We start from the raw sequence: 22,921 nt of genomic DNA, 5'->3' as shown, positions 1-22,921 counted from the left end.
ATTCCGGTGTCGAATCCGGCAGTGTGATCGGCGGCCAGTTCGATTCGATGCTCGCCAAGCTCATCGTCACCGGAGCCACCCGCGAGGAAGCCCTCACCCGCTCCCGCCGGGCGTTGGCCGAATTCACCGTCGACGGGTTGGCGACGGTGATCCCGTTCCACGCTGCGGTGGTCTCCGATCCCGCGTTCATCGGCGACGGCGACTCCTTCTCGGTGCACACCCGGTGGATCGAAACCGAATGGGACAACCAGGTTCCCCCGTTCACAGCCGGGCAACCGATCGACGACGACGAGGCCCTGCCGCGGCAGTCCGTCATCGTCGAGGTCGGGGGCCGACGCGTCGAGGTCTCCCTCCCGGGCGAACTCACCCTCGGCGGTGGCAGCGGCGGAAATGCCGGTGCGGTGCGGCGCAAGCCCAAGGCCCGCACCCGTGGCGGTGCCGGAGCCGGCGCAGCCTCCGGTGACTCGGTCACCGCACCCATGCAGGGCACCGTGGTCAAAGTCGCCGTCGACGAAGGCCAGGAAGTCGCCGCCGGGGACCTCGTCGCTGTCCTGGAAGCGATGAAAATGGAAAACCCCGTCACCGCCCACAAAGCAGGCACCATCACCGGCCTGAGCGTCACCGCAGGCGACGCCATCACCCAAGGCACCGTCCTCGCAGAAATCAAGTGACACCGACGTTCGATGCCGAACGGATCGACCCCCGGGCGACTTTCGGCATCGAACGGCGGCGCGGATAGCGCTACCCTGTAGCAATGTCCGAGCTTCCGGAAATACGTATCGGTACCGCTGATCGGGAGAAGGCCCTCGATGTGCTGGGTCAGCACTTCAGCGAGGGCCGCCTGACGGTTCCCGAATTCGACGAGCGCAGTGCCACAATCGCTTCCGCGACGACGCGTGGACAGCTCGAATCGGTATTCGTCGACCTCCCCACCGCGTCCGGCACTGCGTCGCTCGCACGATCCGACACCGACGCACCGGTCGTGAAGGACCGCGGAATCGATTGGGCTGCAGTGGTGATGCCGATCGTCATCTTCGGATCACTTGCTCTGTTCTTTCTCACCGATTTCGACCAGAAGTGGCTTTTCTTCCTTCTCATTCCGTTGGCCGGAGCCATCCTGTCTGCGGTAGGACATCCGGCGGACAAGAAGAAAAAGAAGAAGAAGCGTTGAGAGCGCTGCTGTTCGACGTCTTCGGCACCGTCGTCGATTGGCGCACGAGCATTGCCCGCGAGGTCTCCGAAATCTGCGGTCCGGGAGTCGACAGCTATCGGTTTGCCGATCGGTGGCGGAGCCTCTATCAACCGGCCATGGAACAGGTGCGGTCCGGTGGGCGACCTTTCACTCGGTTGGACGTACTGCACCTGGAGTCCCTGCGAACGGTGCTCTCCGAGTTCGAGATCGACCTGGATGCGGACGCCACGACCGCACTCAATTTCGCGTGGCATCGACTGGAGCCGTGGCCCGATTCCGTTCCCGGGCTCACGCGGCTGCGCACCGAGTTCGTCGTAGCACCGCTCTCGAACGGCAACATCTCTCTGCTGCTGGACATGGCCAAGAATGCCGGCCTTCCCTGGGACGCCATCCTCGGCGCAGAACCGGTGCAGGCGTACAAGCCCATGCCCGACGCCTACCTGCGTACCGCGGACATCCTCGGGCTCCGTCCCGACGAGTGCATGATGGTTGCCGCCCACAACAGCGACCTCGCCGCCGCAGCCGACTGTGGCTTCGCCACCGCATTCGTCGCCCGCCCGCTGGAACACGGCCCGACGCAGACGTTCGACCTTGCTCCCGAAGCCGAGTGGACCTACAGCGCAGACTCGATCGAGTCCCTTGCCGACCGACTCAACTGCTGACAGACGCGGTTCAGAATCTCGCCGCCGGAACCAGTCGATCGGCCAGCCATCTGTTCACTTCTGCGTGCGATCGGAATCGCACGATCATCAGGTCCGGTCGGCGCACGTTCAGTCGCCGTACTCGCTCGGCCGTCAGACGATGCGTGTTCCAGGCCCACCGAACGACGTGCTCGCGATCGAAGAATATGCGATGCAGCGGTGGCTCGAAGTTGCCGTTCCACAGCACTGTTCGACCCAGCCGTCGACGCACCGTTCGAATCACGATCTGCCGCATCACCGTTCGACGAGGCAGATCGAGCCACAACATCAGATCCGCGCGATCGACGAGACGATCGCGCACCACGCTGTACTGCCACTCGGTGACCCAGGCCGGGCGGGCGATGAACTCCTTCACGTCCTGCTCGAACGTGGCACGGGGCGTCCAGTCAGGCCCGTGATAGAGGCTGTCGATCTCGATGTGTTCGATTCCCAGAATCGATCCGAGACGAGCCGACAACGTGGTCTTACCGGAACCGGATGTTCCTGCCACCACGATTCGCGAGGGGCGACGCGATACCGCGTCGTTCGGTCCGAGAATCACGACTGTTTTCGCCCGCTACGGTTGAGCACAGAGCGCTACGATCGCGTCCGCCATGTTGTTCACGAAGTGTCGACGCGCCGTTTCGGGCAGCCGGTCGAGTGAGAGGTACGGGTTCAGGTCTTCGAGCTCGACCAACAGCAGCGTTCCGTCGACGGTGCGGCATGCGTCCACTCGCGTGGTTCCGTGGTCGATGTCGTTCCAGTCGACGAAACGTTGCGCGAACTCTTCGTCCTGAGCAGTACTCGAGTACGGCTCCAACTCCCAACGTCGGCCGGGGTCCGGGGCGTACAGGGCGTATTGCACTGTGCGGCCGATGAAGTAGAACGACACTTCGTAGACAAAATCGATCCGCGGCTGAATCAATGTGCCCGGCTCGACTTCCGACAGTTCGGCGCGTCCGATCTGACGCATGCCGATCGAGTCGGCACCCCATTTCGGTTTCACCACATAGGTATTCACCTCGGGTAAGCGCGAGACGCCCCGCGGATCGTCGACGGTAGGTATGACCGGAAAACCATCTGCGAAAAGATCGACCAGGTACTGCTTGCCTCTCTGGTCGCCTTTGCCGGTCAACTGGGTGAAAATCTTCGTGCCGTTCTCGCGCGCACGGCGAGCAAACGCGTCGAAAGCTTCCTGGTATCCCAGCACAGGTCCGGAGTTCCGGACGACGACAGCATCGAAGCCATCCATCAGTGCCAGCGCATCGAGCGGGTGACACAGCGCGATGTCGACCCACTCACGGAGCTGCGAAGACAAAAAGATGTCTTCGTCGCAGTAGCGTCGGCCCTTAGACAGATACGCCAAGTCGGTGACGAACAGAACGCGTGGACGGGGTGAGCACATCGGGCAGATCTTACCGATCGATGCGGTAGCCAGTAGGACATCAGCGGCAATGCCTGTCGCGTTCCCGCGCTATCGGTCTCGAGATGTCACGATGTTCGTTTGCGCGCCATCAGAAATGCCTGCGGCGTCGATTCGTATCCCACCGGAGCCCGGTGCACACGGATGTCCAGCTCGAACCCCGCATCGGCGAGCATGTTCGCCACGGCATCGGGGTCCAGTCGATACGCGTCGTACGAGACCGAGTGTCCGTACACCTGTTCCAGTCGCACCCGCTCGTCCCCGGATTGAAATGCCAACAGCAGCAGTCCATCCGGCCGCAGCACCCGGTGCAGTTCGGCGAACACCTGCGGCAGCTGGGCCGGCGGGGTGTGGATGATCGAATACCAGGCGACAATTCCCGAGACGGTGCAGTCGCCCATGTCGAGCGACTGCATCGCGCCGACGACGAAACGCACGTCCGGAAATTCACGACGCGCAACGTCGATCATGCTGGGCGACAGATCGATTCCGGTCATGGCCAGACCCAGGCGTCGTAGATGGCCCGCGATGCGCCCCGATCCGCATCCCACGTCGACTACGACCCCAGCGTCGACACTCTCGGCGAATGTGGCCAGCAGCGCCTTTTCCAGATGCTTGCCGTCCAGCTCGTCGCGAACCAGGTCCGCGTAGCTTTCTGCGACGGTGTCGTATGCCGCCCTCGTCATCGAAACGTGCTGCTGTTCGGCCACAACCGTCACGGTACAGACTCGCCCGGTTCGGCCAGGTACGAGCGCGTCAGCATCTCGAAGAAGTGGCCGGTGGGGTCGCGAAAGTACACCCGCGACCACCGTCTCCAGGAATGCCGGTCTACCCTCGTGCGCGTTTTGCGCCCCTCCAGGTACGTAAAACGCGCACGAGGGAACCCGTTCGATGGTCTCCTTCTACGACAGCGTTGTCGAGGAGAGGATCTCAGCATGGTCGGCCGACTTCTGTTCGTTCACGGTGCCGGCGGCTACGTCGACGACACCGAGCTGGCGCAGGGGTTGGCTGAGGCGCTGCGCCTGGACCTGGTCATGCCGGAACTGTCCGACAGCGATATGGGTTACGAGGCCTGGGCTGTGCCGGTTCGGAAGCTGCTCGACGACGCAGGACCTGCGGACCGCGTTGTCGCGCATTCTTTCGGAGCCACGATCGTGGTTCGGGTCCTGGCCGAAACGATGCGCGCCCATCCGGAGCGAGCCACGCTGCTGGCCATGCCGGACTGGAGTCCGCAGGGCTGGGACGTGGCGCAGTACGCGCTCACCGGCGAGCCGCGGACCGACCTGACGTAGCTGCACTGCCGAGACGACGAGGTCGTCCCCGTGTCGCATCTGGCAATGAACTCGAAGGCTCTGCCGTCGGCGACAGTGATCGAGTTGCCGACCGGTGGTCACCAGTTCGACGGCGTGACCGAGACGATCGTTGCCGACATTCGGTAGCTACCGGTAGTCGTGGTCGATTCCCGTTGCCCATTGCGAACATTCGACGGCGATCACGTCGTCCCTTCCCCGCAGGAAGTCCCGCGCCCCGGAGTCTCCCGACGCCGATGCCGCAGCTGCCTCGAGGTGTCGACGCGCCAGAACGACCGGATGACCTGGGCGGCCGTCGAACACTGCCCTCGCCAGACCCGTCCGCGGTGCGGCGTCGAGAACGGCGTGGACGACCTCCGGTCCGACGTCGGGTGTGTCGACCACGTGAACCACCACGTACTCCGCGTCCGATGCGGCCGCCAAGCCGGCGGTGAACGATGCGCTCATTCCCTGTTCCCAGTGGGGAGCGTGTACAGCGGTCGCGCCATCGGGCACAGTCACGTCGACTGCGCCCAGCACAACGATCACCTGGTCACAACCACCATCGGTCAGTGCCTGCACAGCCGTGCGAAGCCACAATCCGTCGTGCGCGAGCACTTTGGGCGATCCGTATCGCGTTCCGGCACCTGCGGCCAGGACCACTCCCACGACAGCGTCGGACATCGTCGCTCCTTCAGTCGTACTGCCGAGTCTTGGATGATCGCACAACACGCGCCTCGAGCGCGGCGGAAACTTTGTGCTCGCTCGACTGGCGGCGGCGGTCGCAATGACCGATTCTTGGTGCACTTCTCCTGCAGCGTCGCAGGAATCCACCCTGTTGCGTCCGCGAGGTGCCCACCGATGTCCGTCAAGCCCATCACACGTAAGCGCGTCCATCCCGTCGACGAAGTGCTCCCTGTTCCGAAATTGGCGGCGTACGGGTTTCAGCACGTGGTCGCGTTCTACGCCGGTGCCGTTCTCGTACCGATCATCATCGGCAGTGCAATCGGGCTGACCAACGAACAGCTGATCCATCTCATCAACGCGGACCTGTTCACCTGCGGTATCGCGTCGATCATTCAGTCGGTCGGGTTCTGGAAGATCGGTGTCCGGCTCCCACTTCTGCAGGGCGTCACGTTTGCCGGTGTGTCGCCGGTGATCGCGATCGCAATGGCCAACGGCGGCGGCACCGAGGGGTTGCTGTACGTCTACGGTGCCGTCATCGTCGCCGGTCTGGTCACGTTCTTCATGGCACCGTACTTCAGTAGGCTGCTGCGCTTCTTCCCACCGGTGGTGACCGGAACCGTCATCACGATCATCGGCGTCGCGTTGCTGCCGGTAGCGGTCAACGATGCGGTGACCAATCCTGCGACACACGAACAGGATCCGACCAACGGTCGATGGATGGCGTACGCGATCGGCACGCTGCTGATCATCGTGCTGATCCAACGGTTCTTCAAGGGCTTCATGGCCACCATCGCCGTCTTGCTCGGTCTGGTCATCGGCAGTGCCGTCGCATTCGTGTTGGGGGACATGAACTTCGACGGCACCGCGGAAGCATCGTGGGTCGGATTCACCCAGCCCTTCCTGTTCGGTGTGCCCAAATTCAGTGTCGTCGCCATCATTTCGATGATCGTCGTCATGCTCATCATCGCGGTCGAAACCACCGGCAGTGTGTATGCGACGGGTGAGATCGTCGGCAAGCGCATCAAGAAGGACGACATCGCTGCCACGCTGCGGGCCGATGGAGTCGCCACCGTCATCGGCGGCACGTTCAACTCGTTCCCGTACACGGCATTCTCGGAGAACGTCGGCCTGGTCCGACTGACCGGTGTGCGTAGTCGGTGGGTGGTCGCCAGCGCGGGCGGCATCATGATTCTGCTCGGACTGCTGCCGAAGACGGCGGCCGTCGTCGCCTCCATCCCGCCACCGGTACTGGGCGGTGCCGCACTGGCCCTGTTCGCGACGGTCGCCGTCGTCGGAATCCAGACTCTGTCGAAGGTGGACTTCACCGACCATCGCAACTTGATCATCGTCGCCACCAGTCTCGGACTGGCGATGCTCGTCACCATCCAACCCACCGTTTCGCAGGGCGTACCGGATTGGCTCGAGATGCTGTTCGGCAGCGGAATCGTCCTGGGTGCCGTCTCTGCCATCGTCCTCAACGTCCTGTTCTTCCACATCGGAAATCGTGGTCAGGCCGTCGCCGGCGGTCCGGGTGCAGGTATCACCCTCGACCGGGTCAACGAGATGTCGGCCGAGGAGTTCGCCGCCACGTTCGGCGGTCTGGTGCAGGGCACCCCGTGGGTAGTCGAGCGTGCGTATCAGCAGCGCCCGTTCGCCGACGCCCACGGTCTGCGTGAGGCATTCCAGGAAGCCCTGTTGGCCGGTACCACCGAGGAACAGATCGAGCTCATCAACAGCTACCCCGACCTCGGCAGCGAGGATGCGACGGGCACCCTCAACGCTGCCGATCACGTCGGATTGTCCAACCTCGAGGAGGACGAACACGAGAACATCGTTCAGCTCGCCGCCGAGTATCGGCGACACTTCGGATTCCCGTTGGTGATCTGCGCCCGAGAGACCGAACGCTACGATCGGGTTCTGGCCAACGGATGGTCGCGGGTGGAGAATGCGCCGTCGGCGGAGCGATCTTTCGCGATGATCGAAATCGCCAAGATCGCGAACTATCGGTTCGACGATCTGGTTGCGGACGCCAACCCCATCGCGGCCGCGCGGTTCGGCCGGATCAACGACTTCAGATAGCGAGCGAGATGTGCTGCACGAATGGATAGGACTCGACGGGTTCAACAAGCTCTCCGATCGACAGGCGATGCATGCACTGTTCGAGTGCTGCGCGTCCTCGATCTGGGCCCGTCGAGTCGCCCAGGGTAGACCGTTCGCCAGCCGAGACTCTTTGTTGGACAGAGCAGATCGGGTACTTGCCGAGCTGCCGGAGGCCGAGATAGATCATGCACTCGACGGCCATCCCCGGATCGGGGGCACTGCGGACAACCCGTCGTCGAAGCGTGAGCAGGCCGCAGTGACCACTGCAGGCACCGAAGTACGCGAGAAGCTGGCGGCGGGAAACCGCGCGTACGAAGACAAGTTCGGGCACGTGTATCTGGTGTGCGCGACCGGCAGGTCGGCCGAGGAGTTGCTCGCTATCCTCGAGGAGAGGCTCGACAACGATGCCGAAACCGAAAGACGGGTGCTCCGCGTGGAACTGGCCAAGATCAACCGAATTCGCCTCGGCCGCGTGCTGGGACCGACGCAGTGACCGGGCTGTCCACGCACGTGCTCGACGCCACGGCCGGTACACCGGCGGTCGGCATGCGCGTGCGGCTGTTCCATTCCGAACAGGGCGAGATATCGACGGCCACCACCGACGGAGACGGCCGCATCGGTGAGGTGATTCCCGGACCTGTCGAACCGGGCGTGTACCGGCTCTCGTTCGACACGGAATCGTATTTCGAGGCGACCTCGACCCCGAGCTTCTACCCCGAGGTGTCCGTCTCCTTCACCGTCACCGACCCCGACGCCCACTATCACGTGCCGTTGTTGTTGTCCCCCTTCGCATATTCGACCTACCGCGGGAGCTGACATGACCGACCTGACCGGAAAGATCGTTCTGGGAGCCAATCAGTACGGCAAAGCCGAGAACCGGGTGGTGCGGATCTATCGAGATTCTCCGCGGCACGAGATTCACGACATCAACGTATCGAGTGCGCTGCGTGGCGATTTCTCTGCCGCACACCTGGCCGGCGATCAGTCCGCCGTTCTGCCCACCGACACCCAGAAGCAGACCGCGTACGCGTATGCCAAGACCAAGGGTCTGCTCCACCTGGAGAGCTACGGACTCGACCTCGCCCGTCACTACGTCGACGACGTCGAGCCCGTCGACGGTGCCCGTATCGAACTCGAGGAGTACGCCTGGGCGCGTGCGGTCGTCGACGGCGTCGAGCACGACCACACGTGGACCCGCAAGGGCGAGGAAATTCGCACCTCGGCCGTCACGGTCGAGGGTAAGGGCGAGGCGCAGCGAACCTGGGTCGTCAGCGGTTTCAAGGAGATGGTGATTCTCAAGTCGACGGGTTCGGAGTTCCACGGCTTCCTCGAGGACGATCTGACGATTCTCGAGCCCACGACCGACCGAGTGATGGCGACGTCGCTGACAGCGCAGTGGCGCTACACCACAACCGATGTCGAGTGGGATGCGGTGTACGCGGGCGTCAAGGCCGCGATGATCGAGCGATTTGCCAACCTGCAGTCGCTGGCTCTTCAGCAGACCCTGTACGCCATGGGCGAGGCGGTACTGGAGAAGTATCCGTTCATTGCCGAGATCTCGATGTCTGCCCCCAACAAGCACCACTTCGTCTACGACTTGGACAAGTTCGGCATCGAGAACAACCTGGAGGTGTTCAACGCCGACGATCGGCCCTACGGTCTGATTCAGGCAACGGTCGAACGAGAGGACGCTCCGGACGCCGGAAGTGCTTGGCGCACATACTCCGTCGTCGGGTAACACAGTGCGCTCACGTGTGCAGTGCCGCGGACCATTCCACCAGTGGGCTCAGAGCACGCCAGGCGTCGCGTACTTTCGTTGCTGCCTTGGGGCTTTCGAGCCACGCGGGTGAGCCGAAATGTTTGCCGGCAGTCAACGTCTTGTGCCGCAGCAGATCGATGCGCGGATGGTCGATCTCGTAACCCCGCGGCTTGGTCTTGAGCACGTCGCCGCCGATCTCGAACCCGGATTTCGTCAGCGTGGCCAGTAGCGCCTCGAGTTCGGCTCCGCGTACGTCGTCGTCGACGGTCTTGCGGAAACGCGCGATCGAGTCCGGGGAGCTGTTGTAGAAGCCGCCTGCGACGAACAATCCGGCGGGATCGATCTGGACGTAGTAGCCGAGGCTGTCGCCCCGTGCGACGAACCCGCCCTGGTGACTCTTGTACGGGGTCTTGTCTTTCGAGAATCGAACGTCCCGGTACGGCCGAAACAGTTTGGCGCTACCGAATTCGGGTTCCAGGTACGCCAGCAACGCGGTCATCGGTGCCTTGACGGCACTGTCGTACACGTCCTTGTGTTCGTTCCACCAGAGTTTGCTGTTGTCGGCTTCGAGGTCTTCGTAGAAGTCCAGGGCGGTGAAGGGGATTCCGGTGAAGCCTGCAGTCATTTCCCCATTATGCAGCGCCGTGGGCCGACGCCCGAGGCATGGATTGCAGGGCGAGGTAGACATCCAGTCTGTCCGCAGTGGAGCCGAGATCTCGCCCCAGCAGTTCCTCCACGCGTTTGATGCGATATCGGACGGTGTTGAGATGGACGTGCATCGACTCTGCGGTTCGATGCCAGGACCCTCCGTTGGCCAGAAACTCCCGCAGCGTGTCGGTCAGGTCGGCGTCGGTGCGTCGGTCGTGCTCGAGCAGCGGCGCGAGGACATGCTCGACGAACGATTTTCGTACGTCGTCGGGAAGCGCCGACATCATCGATACTGCCGAGGTCGGCTTGGTGCCTGCGGTGACCGTCACCGCCGCGGATCCCTGCCTGCTGAGTTCGAGAGCGTGACGAGCCGACCTCAGTGCGCCGTCGATGGTCAGCCCGGTGGCCACGGCGCTCACGCCCACATGTATTCGGCTGGGTCCGATTCCAGAGCGCAACCGGGACAGCCGAATGCGGATGGTCCGCGCGAACAGTGTGTCGTCGGTATTGACGACTGCGACGATGTCGCCGTGTGCGCTGCATCCGACACACCCACCGCCGAACGAGGTCAGGGTGTCACCGACGACGGATCGGAGCATCTCTCGCAGGTCGACGCGACCGCTGTGGGCAACTCTGACGACGACGAGCGGCCTGTCGGGGTCGACTCCTGCCTGGCGCAGCCTCGTCAGTGCCTCGAATCCGGTGCTGTCGTGTTCGATCAACGCCACCGCCTGATCTGCGATCTCACGCCGCACCAGCCGTCCTTCTTCACGCCGGGCACGATCGAGTGCGGCGATGGCTGCGAGTTGCCCGAACGCCTCGGAGACGTCGGGAGAGAACGAATCCATGTCTCCGGCCACAGCCAGGAACCATCGCGTGGTGCGCTGTACGAGCGATGGCCCGACGCCGAAGACACTGTAGGTCGATCCATCAGCGAGAACGGTTGTCGTAGGAAGCGTTTCGGACGAGAGTGCCGCGTGCGTCAAGGTGTCGACATCGGCGTCGGACAAAGCAGATGCCTCGGTGACCAACCGACGCCCGGTGGCGGTGTAGATCAGACACGCCATTCCCGTTTCTCTGGAGATGTGCAGTGCCAGTTCGTCGAGGGCTCTGCCGTCGGCGACCGCGGTGAGCAACTGGCGTTGGCGCACGAGCGAATTGTTCAGCGAGGCAATTCGATCACCGGTGACCCGGCCGACGAGAAATTCGGTGACCTCACCGAACGACACCGTGTCGGGAACAGCGAGGAGCGGCAGACCGTGTCGCTCGCATGCGTCGACGAGATCGAGCGGAATGTGTCCGAGCAACCCCTCCCCCGCGGCCAATGCCGTCGCACCGGATTCGGCCACCGATCGAACGAACACTTCGCTGTCGTCGGGCGTGCGCCGCCATCGAGTCCGGTGATGACCAACTCGCCGCCCGCGATGTATCGGGACGGGTCGGGTAGGTCGGTGGTGAACGTCCACCGCAGGGTACGTCCGAGGGCGTCGCGATCGGAGGTGAGCAATCGGATGCCCAGGTGCGAGGCATCGAGTAGGTCTCCGACGTACATCGCTGAACCTCCCGCCTCGTGTGTTCGGCCGTGCCGGAGGCAAAGATAAGCGCGGGGTGTTTCCGCCGAGTTTCGGGCGTATCGCGTGAGCACCGAGATCGGTAACAGAAAGTCACTACAGTTCGAGAAGGCGCACCGGGCGGTGAATCCGGGCCGGCGAGAATGAGGTGAACGAAGCCATGGATCTCGGCACTGTCGATCGTGTTCTGCTTCCCCGCTCGCGTGCGGATCTGCCGCCGGGCAGCGCGGACGCCGCGGTAGTTGCGGGCGGCACGTGGCTGTTCTCGGAGAAACAGGACCACCTGACCACCCTGATCGACATCACGGCCCTGGGATGGGAGCCGTTGATCGTCGACGAGAACGGACTCGGGATCGCAGCGACGTGCACGATCGAGACTCTGGCTCGATTCGAGTCCGCCTTCCCCGCAACCACCTTGTTCCCTCGGTGTGCAGCCGCCCTGCTGGCCTCGTTCAAGATCTGGAAGACCGCCACAGTCGGCGGAAACGTAGCGCTCGCTCTGCCTGCCGGAGCCATGATTTCGTTGACTGCCGCCCTGGACGGCGTCGCAGAGGTGTGGTCGGCACACGGCCCCGAGCACGACTACCGTCTGCCTATCGACCAGCTGGTCGTCGGCCCCCAGACCACGGTGCTCCGACCCGGGGATGTGCTGCGCAGCATCGACGTTCCGCGGCACGCCCTTGAGTCGAGAACGGCGATGCGCACGCTGTCGCTCTCACCTCTCGGCCGATCGGCGGCGGTGGTGATAGGACGCGTCGACCCCGACGGCACATTCGTGTTGACCGTTACCGCGTCGACCGTTCGTCCGTTCGTGCTTCGGTTTTCGGCCGTACCGACGGCGCACGAGCTCGACGACGCCCTTGCCGACACTATCGGTCCGCAGCACTGGTACGACGATCCCCACGGTGCGCCGGATTGGCGTCGACACATCAGTTGCGCTGCGGCGCAGTCCATTCGCGAGGAGCTGTCATGATCGTCGACATCAACGGCGTACCGACCGAGGTCGCCGCGCGACCGGGTCAATGTCTGCGCACCCTGCTCCGCGAACACGACCGTTTCGAGGTCAAGAAGGGCTGCGACGCCGGTGACTGCGGCGCATGCACGGTCCTCGTCGACGGAGAACCGGTGCACTCGTGCATATTTCCCGCCTACCGCGCGGCCGACAGGTCCGTCACCACCGTGGCCGGGCTCGGCACCCCGGAGGATCTGCACCCGATGCAGCGCCGGTTCGTCGAGGCCGCCGGATTCCAATGCGGGTTCTGTACGGCCGGGATGGTCGTGACCGCGTCGACCCTGACCGCGGACGACAGGGACGAGCTGCCGGCACGATTGAAGGGAAACCTGTGTCGCTGCACCGGGTATCGCGCCATTTCCGATGCCGTGTGCGGGGTGGTCAACACCGAGAAGGTGGCAGACGGTCCGGCATGCGGGCGTTCGCTCGAAGCCCCCGCGAGCACACGGATAGTCACCGGAACCGAGCCGTACACGCTCGATCACTCCCCGCCCGGGTTGCTGCACGCCAGCGTTCTCGGCAGTCCGCATGCCCACGCGCGGATCGTCTCCATCGATACCACGGCCGCGGAGCAGGTTCCGGGCGTGCAGCTGGTGCTCACCTCGAAAGACAGCCCGGCGGTGGCATTTTCCACGGCCAGACACGACAGCCGCGTCGACGACCCCGACGACACCCGGGTACTCGACACCGTCGTCCGGTTCATCGGCCAACGTGTGGCGATCGTGGTCGCGGAGTCGATCGCCGCCGCACAGGCGGGCTGCCGCGCCCTCATCGTCGAGTACGAGGTGCTACCCGCCGTGTTCGACCCCGAGTCGGCATACGCCCCGGACGCACCGAAGATCCACGGCGACAAGGACGCAGCGGCTCGGATCGCCGACCCGTCCCGAAACCTGGTGGCCGAACTGCACGGCAGCACCGGTGACGTCGACGCTGCAGTACGTGATGCAGCAGCGGTGGTCACCGGGCGATGGACGACTCAGCGAATTCAGCACGTGCACTTGGAAACTCATGGCACCATCGGTTGGCTGGACGCCGACGGCCGGCTTCATCTGCGCACCAGCACCCAGGTTCCCTACCTGGTGCGCGACGAAATATGCGAAATCTTCGGCCTCCCCCGGGATCGTGTCCGCGTGTTCACCGCACGGGTGGGTGGCGGCTTCGGCGGCAAACAGGAACTACTGACCGAGGACGTCGTCGCCCTGGCCGTTCTGCGGACCGGTCGGCCGGTGCAGTTCGAGTTCACCCGCACGGACGAGTTCACGGTCGCACCGTGCCGACACCCGTTTCGCGTCGACGTCACCGCCGCCGCGAGCGCCGACGGCGTGTTGACCGCACTGTCGATCGACGTGCTGACCGACGCCGGGGCGTACGGCAATCACAGTGCCGGAGTGATGTTTCACGGGTGCGGCGAATCGGTTGCGATCTACCGGTGCGCCAACAAGAAGGTCGACGCGAAGACCGTGTACACCAACAACATTCCATCGGGTGCCTTCCGCGGCTACGGACTGGGGCAGGTCATGTTCGCGATCGAATCGGCCATCGACGATCTGGCCCGAGAGCTCGATATCGACCCGTTCGAGTTCCGCCGCCGCAACGTCATCGTTCCCGGCGACGAGATCGTCGCCGCGCACCTCGAAGGCGACGACCTGCAATTCGGCAGCTACGGTCTCGATCAGTGCATCGACCTCGCCGAGAAGGCCATCAGGCAAGGCAACGGCGAGCCTGCGCCGTCCGGCTGGAAGATCGGTGAGGGAATGGCGGTGGCCATGATCGCGACCATTCCGCCCCGTGGCCACCGCGCCGAGGCCACCGCGTCGCTGCTGCCCGAAGGTGGCTACGAGATACGCGTCGGAACAGCGGAGTTCGGAAACGGGACCACCACCGTCCACACCCAGATCGCGGCCAGCGAGCTGTGTACGTCGGTCGACCGTATCCGCGTCGTGCAGTCCGATACAGAGTCGGTCACGTACGACACCGGTGCGTTCGGCTCGGCGGGAACTGTGGTGGCAGGCAAGGCGCTCTACGCGGCGGTGCGTGGGTTGTCGGCCCGCATCGTCGAGGTCGCTGCCACCGCGACCGGGCACCGCCCTTCGGACTGCACGTTGGGGCCCGAGGGGGTGCGATGCGGAGATCGCTTCGTCCCGTTGGACGACGTACTGGCATCGGCGGGCGGCACGTTGACGGCGAACGGCAACAGCGGCGGACTCCCGCGATCACTGGCGTTCAACGTGCAGGCATTTCGGGTGGCGGTCGACGAAGCGACCGGTACGGTCGCGATCCTCCAGTCGGTGCAGAGCGCCGACGCAGGCACCGTGATGAACCCGCAGCAGTGCCGGGGTCAGGTCGAAGGCGGTGTCGCGCAGGCCATCGGCAGCGCACTGTACGAGGAGATGCGCACCGACGGTGCGGGGCGAATCACCACCGACTCCATTCGTAGCTACCACGTTCCCCAGTTCGCCGACATTCCACGAACCCAGGTGCTGTTCGCGGACACCTACGACCGATTGGGCCCGTTCGGCGCGAAGTCGATGAGCGAGTCACCGTACAACCCCGTCGCCCCCGCACTGGCCAACGCGATCCGTGACGCGGTGGGAGTGCGCTTGCACCACTTGCCCATGTCCTCGGACCGCGTCTGGCGAGCGGTCAACGATCGTAGAACGTCTGCAGAATGATCGTGCTGCGCGTCTGCACGTGCGCCGTGGCGCGAATTTCCTGAAGTAGATGTTCGAGGGCGCGCGGCGACTCGACGCGCACCATCAGGACGTAGCTCTCTTCGCCGGCAACCGAGTGACACGACTCGATGGCGGTCAGATGCTTCAATCGCGCGGGGGCGTCGTCCGGGCGAGCTGGATCGATCGGAGTGATCGCGACGAACGCCGACAACGGACGCCCCAGAGCTTCGGGATCGACCTGCGCCGTGTAACCGCGAATGACTCGTCGCGACTCCAGGCGTCGAACTCGCGACTGAACAGCCGACACGGACAGAGACGCCTTCTCTGCCAACGTCGCCAACGTCGCGCGGCCGTCAGAGATCAATTCGTCGACGATCAGGCGGTCGACGCGATCGAGGTTTTCACTCACGTGCGCAATCTAGCTCAGATCCCCGCCGATGCCCCTCTGCCCGCACGAGACATGACCCTCTGCTCACACGAACAGCGGGGGCAGGGCCAGAACCATGACCGCCGACCAGCTGACATGCGTCAGGATCGGTGCCAGAATTCCGCCCGACGCGCGACGTTGCAGCCCCATCACGTAACCGAGCAGCACGGCGGCGAAGCCGAGCATCGGGTTGCCGGACGCGAGGGTGGCGATGGTGTAGACGACCGTCGAGATGATCACCGGATGTTTGACTCCGATGGCGGAGTACAAGGCTCCTCGGAAGAAGATCTCCTCGGCGACACCGTTGAGCAACGCGATGAACACGATCAGTACCAGCGACCCCACTCGGGCGTGTGCGAGCACGTTCTCGGTGAAGTCGGCGAGCGGCGGAATCTGGCGGACGACGAGGCCGCCGAGCATGAACACGCCACCGACGGCGAGACCGATGAGGATGGGGGTCACGATCGGCCGCCGGATGGACCCGCCCACCTTGATCCGTCCGAGGTGCAGCGGCCCCGACAGACATCCTCCAACGATCCACACTGCGGCCAACACGAGCGTCAGTGCGTAGAACGACGGGTCACCCGGTTCCACCTTCAGCGAGAAATACAGCACCGTCGCCCCGATCACCAGTGTGATCAGCACGATGATGCGCCGTTTCCTGAACGCCGCGTCGGACTCTCGGTGGTCTCGCTCGACAGGATCGACCAGAGCGGACTTCATCACGTTCAGCGCGGTCGTCGACCACGTTGCCATCATGCCTCCTCGGTATCGGTCAGTCGGCGCACGACCGACTTCGCGCGTCGGTTCACACTCGCAGCCACATCGAGGTTGGTACGCACTGCTGCTGCCACCGGCTTCGATGCCAGCAGTCGACGGCCGCCCAGAGCCTCGACCAGACCCCAGGTGCGGTCCGAGGACGCGGCCACGCCGTGCCGCCGGACGCCGAGCGCATCTCCGCCGCTCCATGCTGCGTCGGTGTTCGCCAGTCGCAGCGGGTCCTTCAGTGCACAGACCCCGGGCGGCTCGCCCACGGTTCCTCGCACGCTACGGGCCATGGCGTCTGCGATGGTGGTCAGACCACGGGGCGGATCGGGGACGAGATCCCGAATCCGGCTCTCCGACGTGGTCATCGTGTTGTGCAGTGAACCGACCAGATCCTCGGCGAGCCCGGCGGGCACAGGAATGATCTTTCCGATCACCTTGCCGGCGAGTGACGTCGGAACGAGCGGTACCGGTATCCCGATGCGCTGCAGCCCGGCGGCTTCGACGTAGGCGAACACCAGGTCGCGGTACGGGACCACGTCCGGGCCGCCGATGTCGTAGGAACCTGCTGGGACGGTGTCGGTATCGGCCGACGCCACCAGGTAGTGCAGTACGTCGTCGACTGCTATCGGTTGAACGGGCTCGGCGAGCCAACTCGGCAACGGCAGCACCGGCAGGCGGTCCGCCAGATAGCGGAGCATCTCATACGACGTGGAGCCGGCACCCATGACGATCGCCGCTCGCAACCACACCAGATCGATACCGTCCACCGTCAGCGCCTCACCGACGTCGGCGCGACTGGCCAGGTGCTCCGACAGGTGGGCGTCGTCGGGGACGAAGCCGCCCAGGTACACGATTCGACGCACTCCCGCTCGCGCGGCGGCCGCGGCGAACTGCTCGGCGGACGTCCGGTCCTGGGCACGGTAGTCGGCTTCGCCGATCGCATGGACGAGGTAGTAGGCGACATCGATGTCGCCCGACTCTGCGAAGGCCGCGGCACAGGATTGTTCGTCCGTGACGTCGAGCGACACCGCGGTCACGGAATCGTAGAAGTCGAAAGTGCGCAGGTTCTTCGGAGTCCGAGACCCGACGACGACGTCCGTGTCGTCTGCCAACAGGGCCGCCACCAGCCGAGATCCGATGTACCCGCTGGCACCGGTCACGAGGACTCTCATGCGTCGAGGCTAACGGCAGTCGGGGCGTTGCGTCGGTATGGCATTGTCGCTCCTATGGCTCTCGTGTTGGCAGGTGTGGTCCTCCCCGACCCTCTCGGTACCGAAACGGTGCTTCGGCGAGGAGCCGCAGTGGCGCGGGCCGGTGTGAGCTGGATGTTCACCACGGCCGATTTCGCGTTTACCCTGCCCGGCAGAATCGAAGCACTGCTGAGCCGTATAGAGACATTGATGACACGAATCGACCATGTGATCGATTCGGCCGATGCCGTGGTTGCTCATGTACAACGGACGACCGGTGCCGCGGACACCGTGGTCGCGTCGGCATCGGCCGCCTCGCATACGGCGTTGGAGCTCATCGAACTGTTCGATCCCATCGCCAAGAAGTCCGAGCCGATGGCGCGACGCTTCGTCGACAACCTGTCCGACGCCGAGGTCGACGCAGCGATCGCCATGGTCGATCAGCTTCCCGGACTCCTCGACCACATGGAAGCTCTACTCCCCATCCTCGCGACCCTCGATACGGTCTCCCCCGAGATCCACGAGCTTCTCGGAGTGACGAAGGACGTCAGGCGCGCCGTCATCGGCATCCCCGGATTCAAGTTCTTCCGCAACCGGGGCGAGGACAAGTTGAACGACGAGATGGAAGACGAACAGCGGTAGTCGCTATTTGACGAACGCGAAATCTTCACCTGCGTGGAAACGGGCCAGGGTCTCCGAAATGGACCGCCGTGATGGCGGATGAAATGCGAACGCGTGCAATGCTGCTGCGACGTAAGCGATTTCGGGTGACTTGATGAAGCCGATCCCGCCCAGCGATTCGATGGCAGCCGAACTGCTGCGCACCAGTGCGTCACGAATCGCGATGCGGTTGAACAGCAACTTCACCGAGATGTCCTGTCCGCGTTCACCTTCGTCGAAGGCACGGGCCACGTTCTCGATTGCCGCCATGGACACCTCGAGTTCGGCCGCCGCTCGAACGTAGCCTTCGTAGTCACCCTTGTCCTGCTCGATCATCCGCTCGAGCAGAGAGGTCGCGGCGCCGATGTAGTTGGCGGAGATCAGCATCCCGAACCAGAGGTAGCCGGTCATCTCGTGCACGCCATCGGGATCGTCGTCCTTGTTGGGTAGGACGAGGCTTGCCGGTACTTCGACGTCTTCGAGCAACACTTCCTCGCTCTGCGCGCCGGCCAGAATGTCGGTGGTCCAGAACGGCTTCACACTCATACCCGGAAGGCCGGCCGGAATCAGCGCGACGGCGCGGTCACCGGAGTCGATCTCGACGCTGCAGGTCAGCAAGTCCATCGAACGTGCCAGACTGCACGGCTTCTTGCTTCCGTTGACGATGTAGTTGTCGCCCTTCTTCACGGCGGTCATCGTCGGAATGAACACACTCCCGCCGGTGACGCCCTCGGAGAACCCGGAAGCGACGATCGCCTTCTGGTCGACCAATCCCTTGATCAATGCTCGGTCGTCGTCGGTGGCACCACGAGCGAATTCGGTCAGGGACGCGAGTGAGAGATGGTGCATCGTGGTTCCCGCGCCCAGAGAGGGTGAGCGAGACCCGATGGCCCTTTGCGCCCGAACCGCGTCGATGGCCGGAGCACCGAGACCACCCAGTTCGCCCGGGACCACCAAGCCGGTACCGCCGAATTCCCGAAACTTGTCGATCGCGTCCGAATCGCGGGACTCCAGTCGGTCCAGTGGGGTTGTGTCCAGATACTGCAGCAAACCCGGCATGTACTTCTCGAGCGTTTCTCTTTCGCGCACCATTAATCCAGTCACTGTTCATCTCCTTGTGTCACTAATCGATTGTGTGTCACTGATTGATTGCGGCGTCGTCCAATTTGTACCATCAGTCGACCTGGACAAATCAGTCGAATATCGGCATGGACAGCGGTAAAGCAGGTGAATTCGCGCTGGATCCCGACAATACCCCGCCACCTGCGGCGATAAACTAAAGGTCTCGTAAAGTTTGCCCCTCGAAAGAAACCGAAGTTATTTTTCGGGGCGCATTTACCAACCGATTTCCGTCGCACGAGCATCCTTTGAAACGCTGAATATTCTTCCGCCGAATACCAATCGCCCGCGCCGCCCGCTCCGAATGAACTCATGAATTCGCGACAATCCACAATCGACTCTGTGAGGAGTTCTGGTACACGATGGTTGTCAACAGATTGATGAAACGACTCGGCGGAGACGAGCGCGTGGATTTGCTGCGCGCTGTACGAGACGCCGATGTGGTCCCGTACTTCCGCAAGATGGAATCAGCCGTTGCCCCGGTCGTTCGCGTCGAGGGCCGGGACAAGATCATGCTCGGATCCAACAATTACCTCGGCATTGCCGACCATCCCAAGGTTGTCGAGGGTGCCCAGCACGCGCTCGACACATTCGGCAGCGCAGTCACCGGAAGTCGTTTGCTCAACGGCACTCTGGACCTCCACCTCGAACTCGAGCACGAGATCGCCCAGTGGCACGGAACGGACGACGCACTCGTCTTCACCACGGGCTACCAGACGAACCTCGGAACGATCAGTGCGATCGTCGGCCCCGGTGACACGGTGATCGTCGATTCGGCGGCCCACGCATCGATTCGCGACGGCAGCACCCTCTCGGGCGCGTCGGTGGTCAAGTTCAAGCACAACGACATGGCCGATCTCGAAGCCAAACTCCAGCAACCCGTCGTCGACGACGGAGCCGTGCTGGTGATCGTCGACGGTCTGTACTCCATGGAGGGCGACCTGGCACCGCCCGACGTCGTCTCCGAGCTGTGTATCCGCTATCACGCAGCGCTCATGGTCGACGAAGCCCACAGCCTCGGTGTCTACGGGCCCGAACTCACCGGAGCGGCAGAGCTGTTCGGCATCACCAAGGACGTCGACGTGACGATGGCGTCACTGTCGAAGAGCCCCAGTTCCACCGGCGGGTTCGTGACCGGCTCGAGCGACCTGATAGACACCCTCCGGGTCAAGGCCCGCGCCTTCCTGTTCACGACCTCCGGTGTGCCTGCTGCGGTGGGTGCCGCATTGGCTTCCGTCCGCCTGATCCGAAGTGACGAGGGCAAGGATCGGGCTCGGCGCGTACTCGACAACGCCGAGATCCTGCGCGGCGGACTGCAATCGGCCGGCCTCGACGTCGCAGGCCGCTCGTCCACACCCCACGGCGATACGGCCGCCCCGATCGTCTCACTCCACATCGGCGACGACCTCGTGGCCATGAGTCTGTGGAAGAACCTCTACGACCGTGGCATCTTCACCAGCGCTGCCTTGCATCCCGCCGTGCCGAAATCCGGTGCCATACTTCGCCTGTGCGTGATGGCAACGCACACCGAAGAACACCTGTCGACCGCCACGGAACAGATCATCGAGGCCGTAGCGGAGCTGCCCTCATGAGTGAGCGCCACCGCGGCGTGCGTATCGCGGTCACAGGAGCCACCAGTGACTTCGCGGCCGCGATTCTCCCGAGGCTGTTCGAGGATCCCGAGGTGGACGCGGTCGTCGGGATAGCCCGTCGCCCAGCCCGAATCACGCACCCGAAGTTCACCGCGATCCGCTCGGACATTCGCTCTCCCGACCTCGAGGAGACGTTCGCCGAGTGCGACGTCGTGCTGCACTTGGCGTTCGTGGTCGAGGAGCTCAAAGACAAGACCGAGACCCACGACATCAACCTGCGCGGGTCACGCAACGTCATCGATTCCGCATACCGAGCGGGGGTGTCACGCGTGGTGATCGCCTCGAGCATCAATGTGTACGGTGCCGACATCGCTCCGGAGCCGCTCACCGAGAACAGTTATCCAGCAGGCGATCCCAATCGCTATTACTTCTACGACAAAGCCGAGGTGGAACATTACGCGGAGTGGTGGCTGCGTAGGCACCCCGGTGAGATGACCATCTCCATGTTGCGGTGCACGTACATCGTCGGACCCGACTTCGCCAACGACGGGATCGACCAGTTCACCGGGCCGATCGGCGCGTTCCCGGAAGCGGATCGGGCCTCGTACCAATTCTTGTTCCAGGACGACATGGCCGACGCCTTCCACCGCGCGGCCAAGACCGACCTCGTCGGTCCGTACAACCTGGGTCCGGTGGACTGGGTCGGCGTGCGCGAACTCGCTGCGATGCAGGGCCAGTTGATGTTCGACGTTCCACAGAAAGCGGCGACGCGTATCGCGAACATCGCCTTCGCCCTCGGCCTCACGCCGTTCTCCGGGCAGTGGGTCACGCCCGGAGAGCCCATCGTCGATTCGACCGCGCTCGGTGCCGCCACCGGTTGGTCACCCACCCTCACCTCCCACGAGGCTGCCGCCGTGATGATTCTGCTGCAGGGCAAGTCGCTGCTGAGGAGTCAGGACGCCCTCGAGCGAGACCTCGCCTGCGAGGCAGCGTTGCGGCCGGCTACCGACGCGGTCGCGCTCGCCCGCGCAGACGTCGCCGGCCTCGATATCGTGCACCGGCAGCTCGATATCGCCGGCGGTCGAGTGCACATCGAAGTACACCGATCGGCGACGGCCACCGACCAGTCGGTGGTGTTGGTTGCCGATTCCGGTCTGCATGCCCGCTACCTGACACCCCTGGCCGCCGAGATCGCACGAGCAGGCGTCGACGTGGTGGTACTCGACCTCCCCGGCCACGGCCTGAGCATCGGGCTGCGCGGTCGATCATCGGCCACCCAGACCGTGGACGCTGTCGACGCCGCACTGCGCTTCGCTCGCACGCACCTCGACACCGCCCCCACTGCGCTCCGCAGCGGAGTCCGGCACGCGACCGACACCCTGGTCGGCGGCGTGCGTCGGCGCGCGACCGGGTGGACGATACTCGAGGAACCGAAGTGCCCCGACGGACTGTTGCCTTCTCGAGTTCGCGTGGACGGCACAGCTGCGCTTCCGTTCGTGTCCACTGCGGCGGACGCTCTGGCCTACTGCGCCAGGACGATCGGACTCAGCGCCACCAGCTGAACCTGCTGCGAACGCGCGCGAACCACGATGCACCGTCGTGGTCCGCCGCCGAGGGCCGGCCCGACGTCACAGCCGACTCCGCGTCGTGCTCTCTTTCCAGGCGGTCGACCTCGGCTCGATTGGTACGCCACCGGGACACCCATGTCTCGACATCCACGGGGCCGAGCGGCACGATCGGCGGGGTAGGAAAGCGAATCCACTCGACGATACGAGCGTTGAGCTCGTCCAACACGTCTCGTACGGAATCCTCGCGCCGGAGACCGATCAACGTCGAGGGCAGCCGCTCGATCTCTTTGCGCAACGCCAACGCCGTGGGCAAGAGCGCATCGACGGGCAGATTCTCGCGCCTCAGATAGCCGCGAACCCACCACAGTTCGTCGTCGGGATCGCCCATCGGGATGGGTTTGCCGGTGCCGTCGAGTCCTTCGAATGCGCCGGCGTCCTGCGCCTCGCGGATCTGTTTGTCGACCCAGGACTCGAACGTGACTCCTGGCTTCTTGCGTTCGGTCACTCCATCAACTGTAGAACCGGCCCCGGGTGTTCGCCAGGTGCGCCCGAGACGAGTGAGCC

Annotated in this window: 24 protein-coding genes; 13 read left to right on the top strand and 11 right to left on the bottom strand. The window is 64.1% G+C overall.

Features of this window, described 5'->3' with window-relative positions; translation table 11 throughout:
* From AB0P23_RS22230 to AB0P23_RS22220, 3 genes are all read left to right on the top strand, one after another.
* A partial coding sequence (locus AB0P23_RS22230) for a biotin/lipoyl-containing protein (protein WP_363799442.1) occupies nucleotides 1-671 on the top strand: 671 nt, incomplete at its 5' end.
* Between the two features lie 83 nt (nucleotides 672-754).
* Nucleotides 755-1,171: a DUF1707 domain-containing protein gene (locus AB0P23_RS22225; RefSeq protein ID WP_032372713.1), complete on the top strand. Its 417-nt coding sequence runs from the start codon at nucleotides 755-757 to the stop codon at nucleotides 1,169-1,171.
* Nucleotides 1,168-1,854, top strand: coding sequence for a haloacid dehalogenase type II (locus AB0P23_RS22220; protein WP_032372714.1), 687 nt, complete (start codon nucleotides 1,168-1,170; stop codon nucleotides 1,852-1,854). The genes AB0P23_RS22225 and AB0P23_RS22220 overlap by 4 nt, the downstream gene beginning before the upstream one ends.
* Nucleotides 1,855-1,864: 10 nt before the next feature.
* Here AB0P23_RS22220 and AB0P23_RS22215 read toward each other — a convergent pair whose 3' ends face one another.
* From AB0P23_RS22215 to AB0P23_RS22205, 3 genes are all read right to left on the bottom strand, one after another.
* A complete protein-coding gene (locus AB0P23_RS22215; protein ID WP_080733179.1) occupies nucleotides 1,865-2,431 on the bottom strand; it encodes an AAA family ATPase in 567 nt (188 codons plus the stop codon).
* Between the two features lie 18 nt (nucleotides 2,432-2,449).
* Nucleotides 2,450-3,277 carry a hypothetical protein gene (locus AB0P23_RS22210; protein WP_363799439.1) on the bottom strand — a complete coding sequence of 276 codons (828 nt, stop codon included), beginning with the start codon at nucleotides 3,275-3,277 and terminating at the stop codon, nucleotides 2,450-2,452.
* A gap of 86 nt (nucleotides 3,278-3,363) precedes the next feature.
* Nucleotides 3,364-4,005 (bottom strand): class I SAM-dependent methyltransferase, encoded by a 642-nt coding sequence (locus AB0P23_RS22205; RefSeq protein WP_230593561.1) that lies wholly within the window; start codon nucleotides 4,003-4,005, stop codon nucleotides 3,364-3,366.
* Between the two features lie 225 nt (nucleotides 4,006-4,230).
* On the opposite strand from AB0P23_RS22205, the gene AB0P23_RS22200 reads away from it, so the two are divergent.
* Nucleotides 4,231-4,587 carry a hypothetical protein gene (locus tag AB0P23_RS22200; RefSeq protein ID WP_363799437.1) on the top strand — a complete coding sequence of 119 codons (357 nt, stop codon included), beginning with the start codon at nucleotides 4,231-4,233 and terminating at the stop codon, nucleotides 4,585-4,587.
* Between the two features lie 147 nt (nucleotides 4,588-4,734).
* On the opposite strand, the gene AB0P23_RS22195 is transcribed toward AB0P23_RS22200, so the two are convergent.
* Entirely contained in the window at nucleotides 4,735-5,268 is a 534-nt protein-coding gene (locus AB0P23_RS22195; protein WP_032372719.1) for an NTP transferase domain-containing protein, read from the bottom strand.
* A gap of 177 nt (nucleotides 5,269-5,445) precedes the next feature.
* Between AB0P23_RS22195 and uraD (AB0P23_RS22190) the strand changes: the two genes are divergently transcribed.
* The 4 genes from uraD (AB0P23_RS22190) to pucL are packed head-to-tail and all read left to right on the top strand — an operon-like array spanning nucleotide 5,446 to nucleotide 9,109.
* Complete coding sequence (uraD, locus tag AB0P23_RS22190) at nucleotides 5,446-7,350, top strand: 2-oxo-4-hydroxy-4-carboxy-5-ureidoimidazoline decarboxylase (protein ID WP_032366654.1); 1,905 nt, start codon at nucleotides 5,446-5,448, stop codon at nucleotides 7,348-7,350.
* A gap of 10 nt (nucleotides 7,351-7,360) precedes the next feature.
* A complete protein-coding gene (gene uraD / locus AB0P23_RS22185; protein ID WP_027496461.1) occupies nucleotides 7,361-7,864 on the top strand; it encodes a 2-oxo-4-hydroxy-4-carboxy-5-ureidoimidazoline decarboxylase in 504 nt (167 codons plus the stop codon).
* Nucleotides 7,861-8,187 (top strand): hydroxyisourate hydrolase, encoded by a 327-nt coding sequence (uraH, locus tag AB0P23_RS22180; protein ID WP_032366655.1) that lies wholly within the window; start codon nucleotides 7,861-7,863, stop codon nucleotides 8,185-8,187. Before uraD (AB0P23_RS22185) ends, uraH begins: the two co-directional genes overlap by 4 nt.
* A 1-nt stretch (nucleotide 8,188) precedes the next feature.
* On the top strand, nucleotides 8,189-9,109 hold the full coding sequence (gene pucL, locus AB0P23_RS22175) for a factor-independent urate hydroxylase (RefSeq protein ID WP_363799433.1): 921 nt from the start codon (nucleotides 8,189-8,191) through the stop codon (nucleotides 9,107-9,109).
* Nucleotides 9,110-9,119: 10 nt separating this feature from the next.
* On the opposite strand, the gene AB0P23_RS22170 is transcribed toward pucL, so the two are convergent.
* Both AB0P23_RS22170 and AB0P23_RS22165 read right to left on the bottom strand, forming a co-directional pair.
* The gene (locus AB0P23_RS22170; protein ID WP_032370679.1) at nucleotides 9,120-9,755 is read right to left on the bottom strand and encodes a DUF2461 domain-containing protein; all 636 of its coding nucleotides are present in this window, start codon (nucleotides 9,753-9,755) and stop codon (nucleotides 9,120-9,122) included.
* Nucleotides 9,756-9,762: 7 nt separating this feature from the next.
* Nucleotides 9,763-11,127, bottom strand: a complete 1,365-nt coding sequence (locus AB0P23_RS22165) for a helix-turn-helix domain-containing protein (RefSeq protein ID WP_363799430.1) — start codon at nucleotides 11,125-11,127, stop codon at nucleotides 9,763-9,765.
* A gap of 382 nt (nucleotides 11,128-11,509) precedes the next feature.
* On the opposite strand from AB0P23_RS22165, the gene AB0P23_RS22160 reads away from it, so the two are divergent.
* Both AB0P23_RS22160 and AB0P23_RS22155 read left to right on the top strand, forming a co-directional pair.
* The gene (locus AB0P23_RS22160) at nucleotides 11,510-12,322 is read left to right on the top strand and encodes an FAD binding domain-containing protein (protein ID WP_032401223.1); all 813 of its coding nucleotides are present in this window, start codon (nucleotides 11,510-11,512) and stop codon (nucleotides 12,320-12,322) included.
* The gene (locus AB0P23_RS22155; RefSeq protein ID WP_283550083.1) at nucleotides 12,319-15,033 is read left to right on the top strand and encodes a molybdopterin cofactor-binding domain-containing protein; all 2,715 of its coding nucleotides are present in this window, start codon (nucleotides 12,319-12,321) and stop codon (nucleotides 15,031-15,033) included. Before AB0P23_RS22160 ends, AB0P23_RS22155 begins: the two co-directional genes overlap by 4 nt.
* On the opposite strand, the gene AB0P23_RS22150 is transcribed toward AB0P23_RS22155, so the two are convergent.
* The 3 genes from AB0P23_RS22150 to AB0P23_RS22140 form a co-directional block, all read right to left on the bottom strand.
* The gene (locus tag AB0P23_RS22150) at nucleotides 15,005-15,442 is read right to left on the bottom strand and encodes an Lrp/AsnC family transcriptional regulator (RefSeq protein ID WP_027496454.1); all 438 of its coding nucleotides are present in this window, start codon (nucleotides 15,440-15,442) and stop codon (nucleotides 15,005-15,007) included. The genes AB0P23_RS22155 and AB0P23_RS22150 overlap by 29 nt on opposite strands.
* 63 nt (nucleotides 15,443-15,505) lie before the next feature.
* Complete coding sequence (locus AB0P23_RS22145) at nucleotides 15,506-16,216, bottom strand: type II CAAX endopeptidase family protein (RefSeq protein ID WP_027496453.1); 711 nt, start codon at nucleotides 16,214-16,216, stop codon at nucleotides 15,506-15,508.
* Nucleotides 16,216-17,400 carry an NAD(P)H-binding protein gene (locus AB0P23_RS22140; RefSeq protein ID WP_027496452.1) on the bottom strand — a complete coding sequence of 395 codons (1,185 nt, stop codon included), beginning with the start codon at nucleotides 17,398-17,400 and terminating at the stop codon, nucleotides 16,216-16,218. Before AB0P23_RS22140 ends, AB0P23_RS22145 begins: the two co-directional genes overlap by 1 nt.
* Before the next feature lie 54 nt (nucleotides 17,401-17,454).
* On the opposite strand from AB0P23_RS22140, the gene AB0P23_RS22135 reads away from it, so the two are divergent.
* Nucleotides 17,455-18,060 carry a hypothetical protein gene (locus tag AB0P23_RS22135; RefSeq protein ID WP_032372726.1) on the top strand — a complete coding sequence of 202 codons (606 nt, stop codon included), beginning with the start codon at nucleotides 17,455-17,457 and terminating at the stop codon, nucleotides 18,058-18,060.
* A gap of 3 nt (nucleotides 18,061-18,063) precedes the next feature.
* Here the strand turns inward: AB0P23_RS22135 and AB0P23_RS22130 are convergent, their stop codons facing one another.
* On the bottom strand, nucleotides 18,064-19,182 hold the full coding sequence (locus tag AB0P23_RS22130; RefSeq protein ID WP_027496450.1) for an acyl-CoA dehydrogenase family protein: 1,119 nt from the start codon (nucleotides 19,180-19,182) through the stop codon (nucleotides 18,064-18,066).
* Between the two features lie 377 nt (nucleotides 19,183-19,559).
* Here AB0P23_RS22130 and AB0P23_RS22125 point away from each other — a divergent pair, with 377 nt between their 5' ends.
* Complete coding sequence (locus tag AB0P23_RS22125) at nucleotides 19,560-20,789, top strand: aminotransferase class I/II-fold pyridoxal phosphate-dependent enzyme (protein WP_363799425.1); 1,230 nt, start codon at nucleotides 19,560-19,562, stop codon at nucleotides 20,787-20,789.
* Nucleotides 20,786-22,351 carry an NAD-dependent epimerase/dehydratase family protein gene (locus AB0P23_RS22120; protein ID WP_032372727.1) on the top strand — a complete coding sequence of 522 codons (1,566 nt, stop codon included), beginning with the start codon at nucleotides 20,786-20,788 and terminating at the stop codon, nucleotides 22,349-22,351. Before AB0P23_RS22125 ends, AB0P23_RS22120 begins: the two co-directional genes overlap by 4 nt.
* Here the strand turns inward: AB0P23_RS22120 and AB0P23_RS22115 are convergent.
* Nucleotides 22,335-22,862 carry a DUF1992 domain-containing protein gene (locus tag AB0P23_RS22115; protein ID WP_032372728.1) on the bottom strand — a complete coding sequence of 176 codons (528 nt, stop codon included), beginning with the start codon at nucleotides 22,860-22,862 and terminating at the stop codon, nucleotides 22,335-22,337. The genes AB0P23_RS22120 and AB0P23_RS22115 overlap by 17 nt on opposite strands.
* Between the last annotated feature and the right edge of the window lie 59 nt (nucleotides 22,863-22,921).

The sequence above is a fragment of the Rhodococcus sp. NPDC077669 genome (assembly GCF_040686915.1).
In the GTDB taxonomy this organism is placed as follows: Bacteria; Actinomycetota; Actinomycetes; order Mycobacteriales; family Mycobacteriaceae; genus Rhodococcoides; species Rhodococcoides fascians.
The sequence above is the reverse complement of the archived record's forward strand: the minus strand, read 5'-3'. Positions and strand labels throughout refer to the sequence as shown.

Coding starts and splice junctions, on each gene's coding strand:
- AB0P23_RS22125 (WP_363799425.1), top strand. CDS start 19,560: ATGGTTGTCAACAGATTGATGAAACGACTCGGCGGAGACGAGCGCGTG.
- AB0P23_RS22170 (WP_032370679.1), bottom strand. CDS start 9,755: ATGACTGCAGGCTTCACCGGAATCCCCTTCACCGCCCTGGACTTCTAC.
- AB0P23_RS22225 (WP_032372713.1), top strand. CDS start 755: ATGTCCGAGCTTCCGGAAATACGTATCGGTACCGCTGATCGGGAGAAG.
- AB0P23_RS22200 (WP_363799437.1), top strand. CDS start 4,231: ATGGTCGGCCGACTTCTGTTCGTTCACGGTGCCGGCGGCTACGTCGAC.
- AB0P23_RS22210 (WP_363799439.1), bottom strand. CDS start 3,277: ATGTGCTCACCCCGTCCACGCGTTCTGTTCGTCACCGACTTGGCGTAT.
- AB0P23_RS22195 (WP_032372719.1), bottom strand. CDS start 5,268: ATGTCCGACGCTGTCGTGGGAGTGGTCCTGGCCGCAGGTGCCGGAACG.
- AB0P23_RS22155 (WP_283550083.1), top strand. CDS start 12,319: ATGATCGTCGACATCAACGGCGTACCGACCGAGGTCGCCGCGCGACCG.
- AB0P23_RS22160 (WP_032401223.1), top strand. CDS start 11,510: ATGGATCTCGGCACTGTCGATCGTGTTCTGCTTCCCCGCTCGCGTGCG.
- uraD (WP_032366654.1), top strand. CDS start 5,446: ATGTCCGTCAAGCCCATCACACGTAAGCGCGTCCATCCCGTCGACGAA.
- AB0P23_RS22135 (WP_032372726.1), top strand. CDS start 17,455: ATGGCTCTCGTGTTGGCAGGTGTGGTCCTCCCCGACCCTCTCGGTACC.
- pucL (WP_363799433.1), top strand. CDS start 8,189: ATGACCGACCTGACCGGAAAGATCGTTCTGGGAGCCAATCAGTACGGC.
- AB0P23_RS22140 (WP_027496452.1), bottom strand. CDS start 17,400: ATGAGAGTCCTCGTGACCGGTGCCAGCGGGTACATCGGATCTCGGCTG.
- AB0P23_RS22120 (WP_032372727.1), top strand. CDS start 20,786: ATGAGTGAGCGCCACCGCGGCGTGCGTATCGCGGTCACAGGAGCCACC.
- AB0P23_RS22145 (WP_027496453.1), bottom strand. CDS start 16,216: ATGGCAACGTGGTCGACGACCGCGCTGAACGTGATGAAGTCCGCTCTG.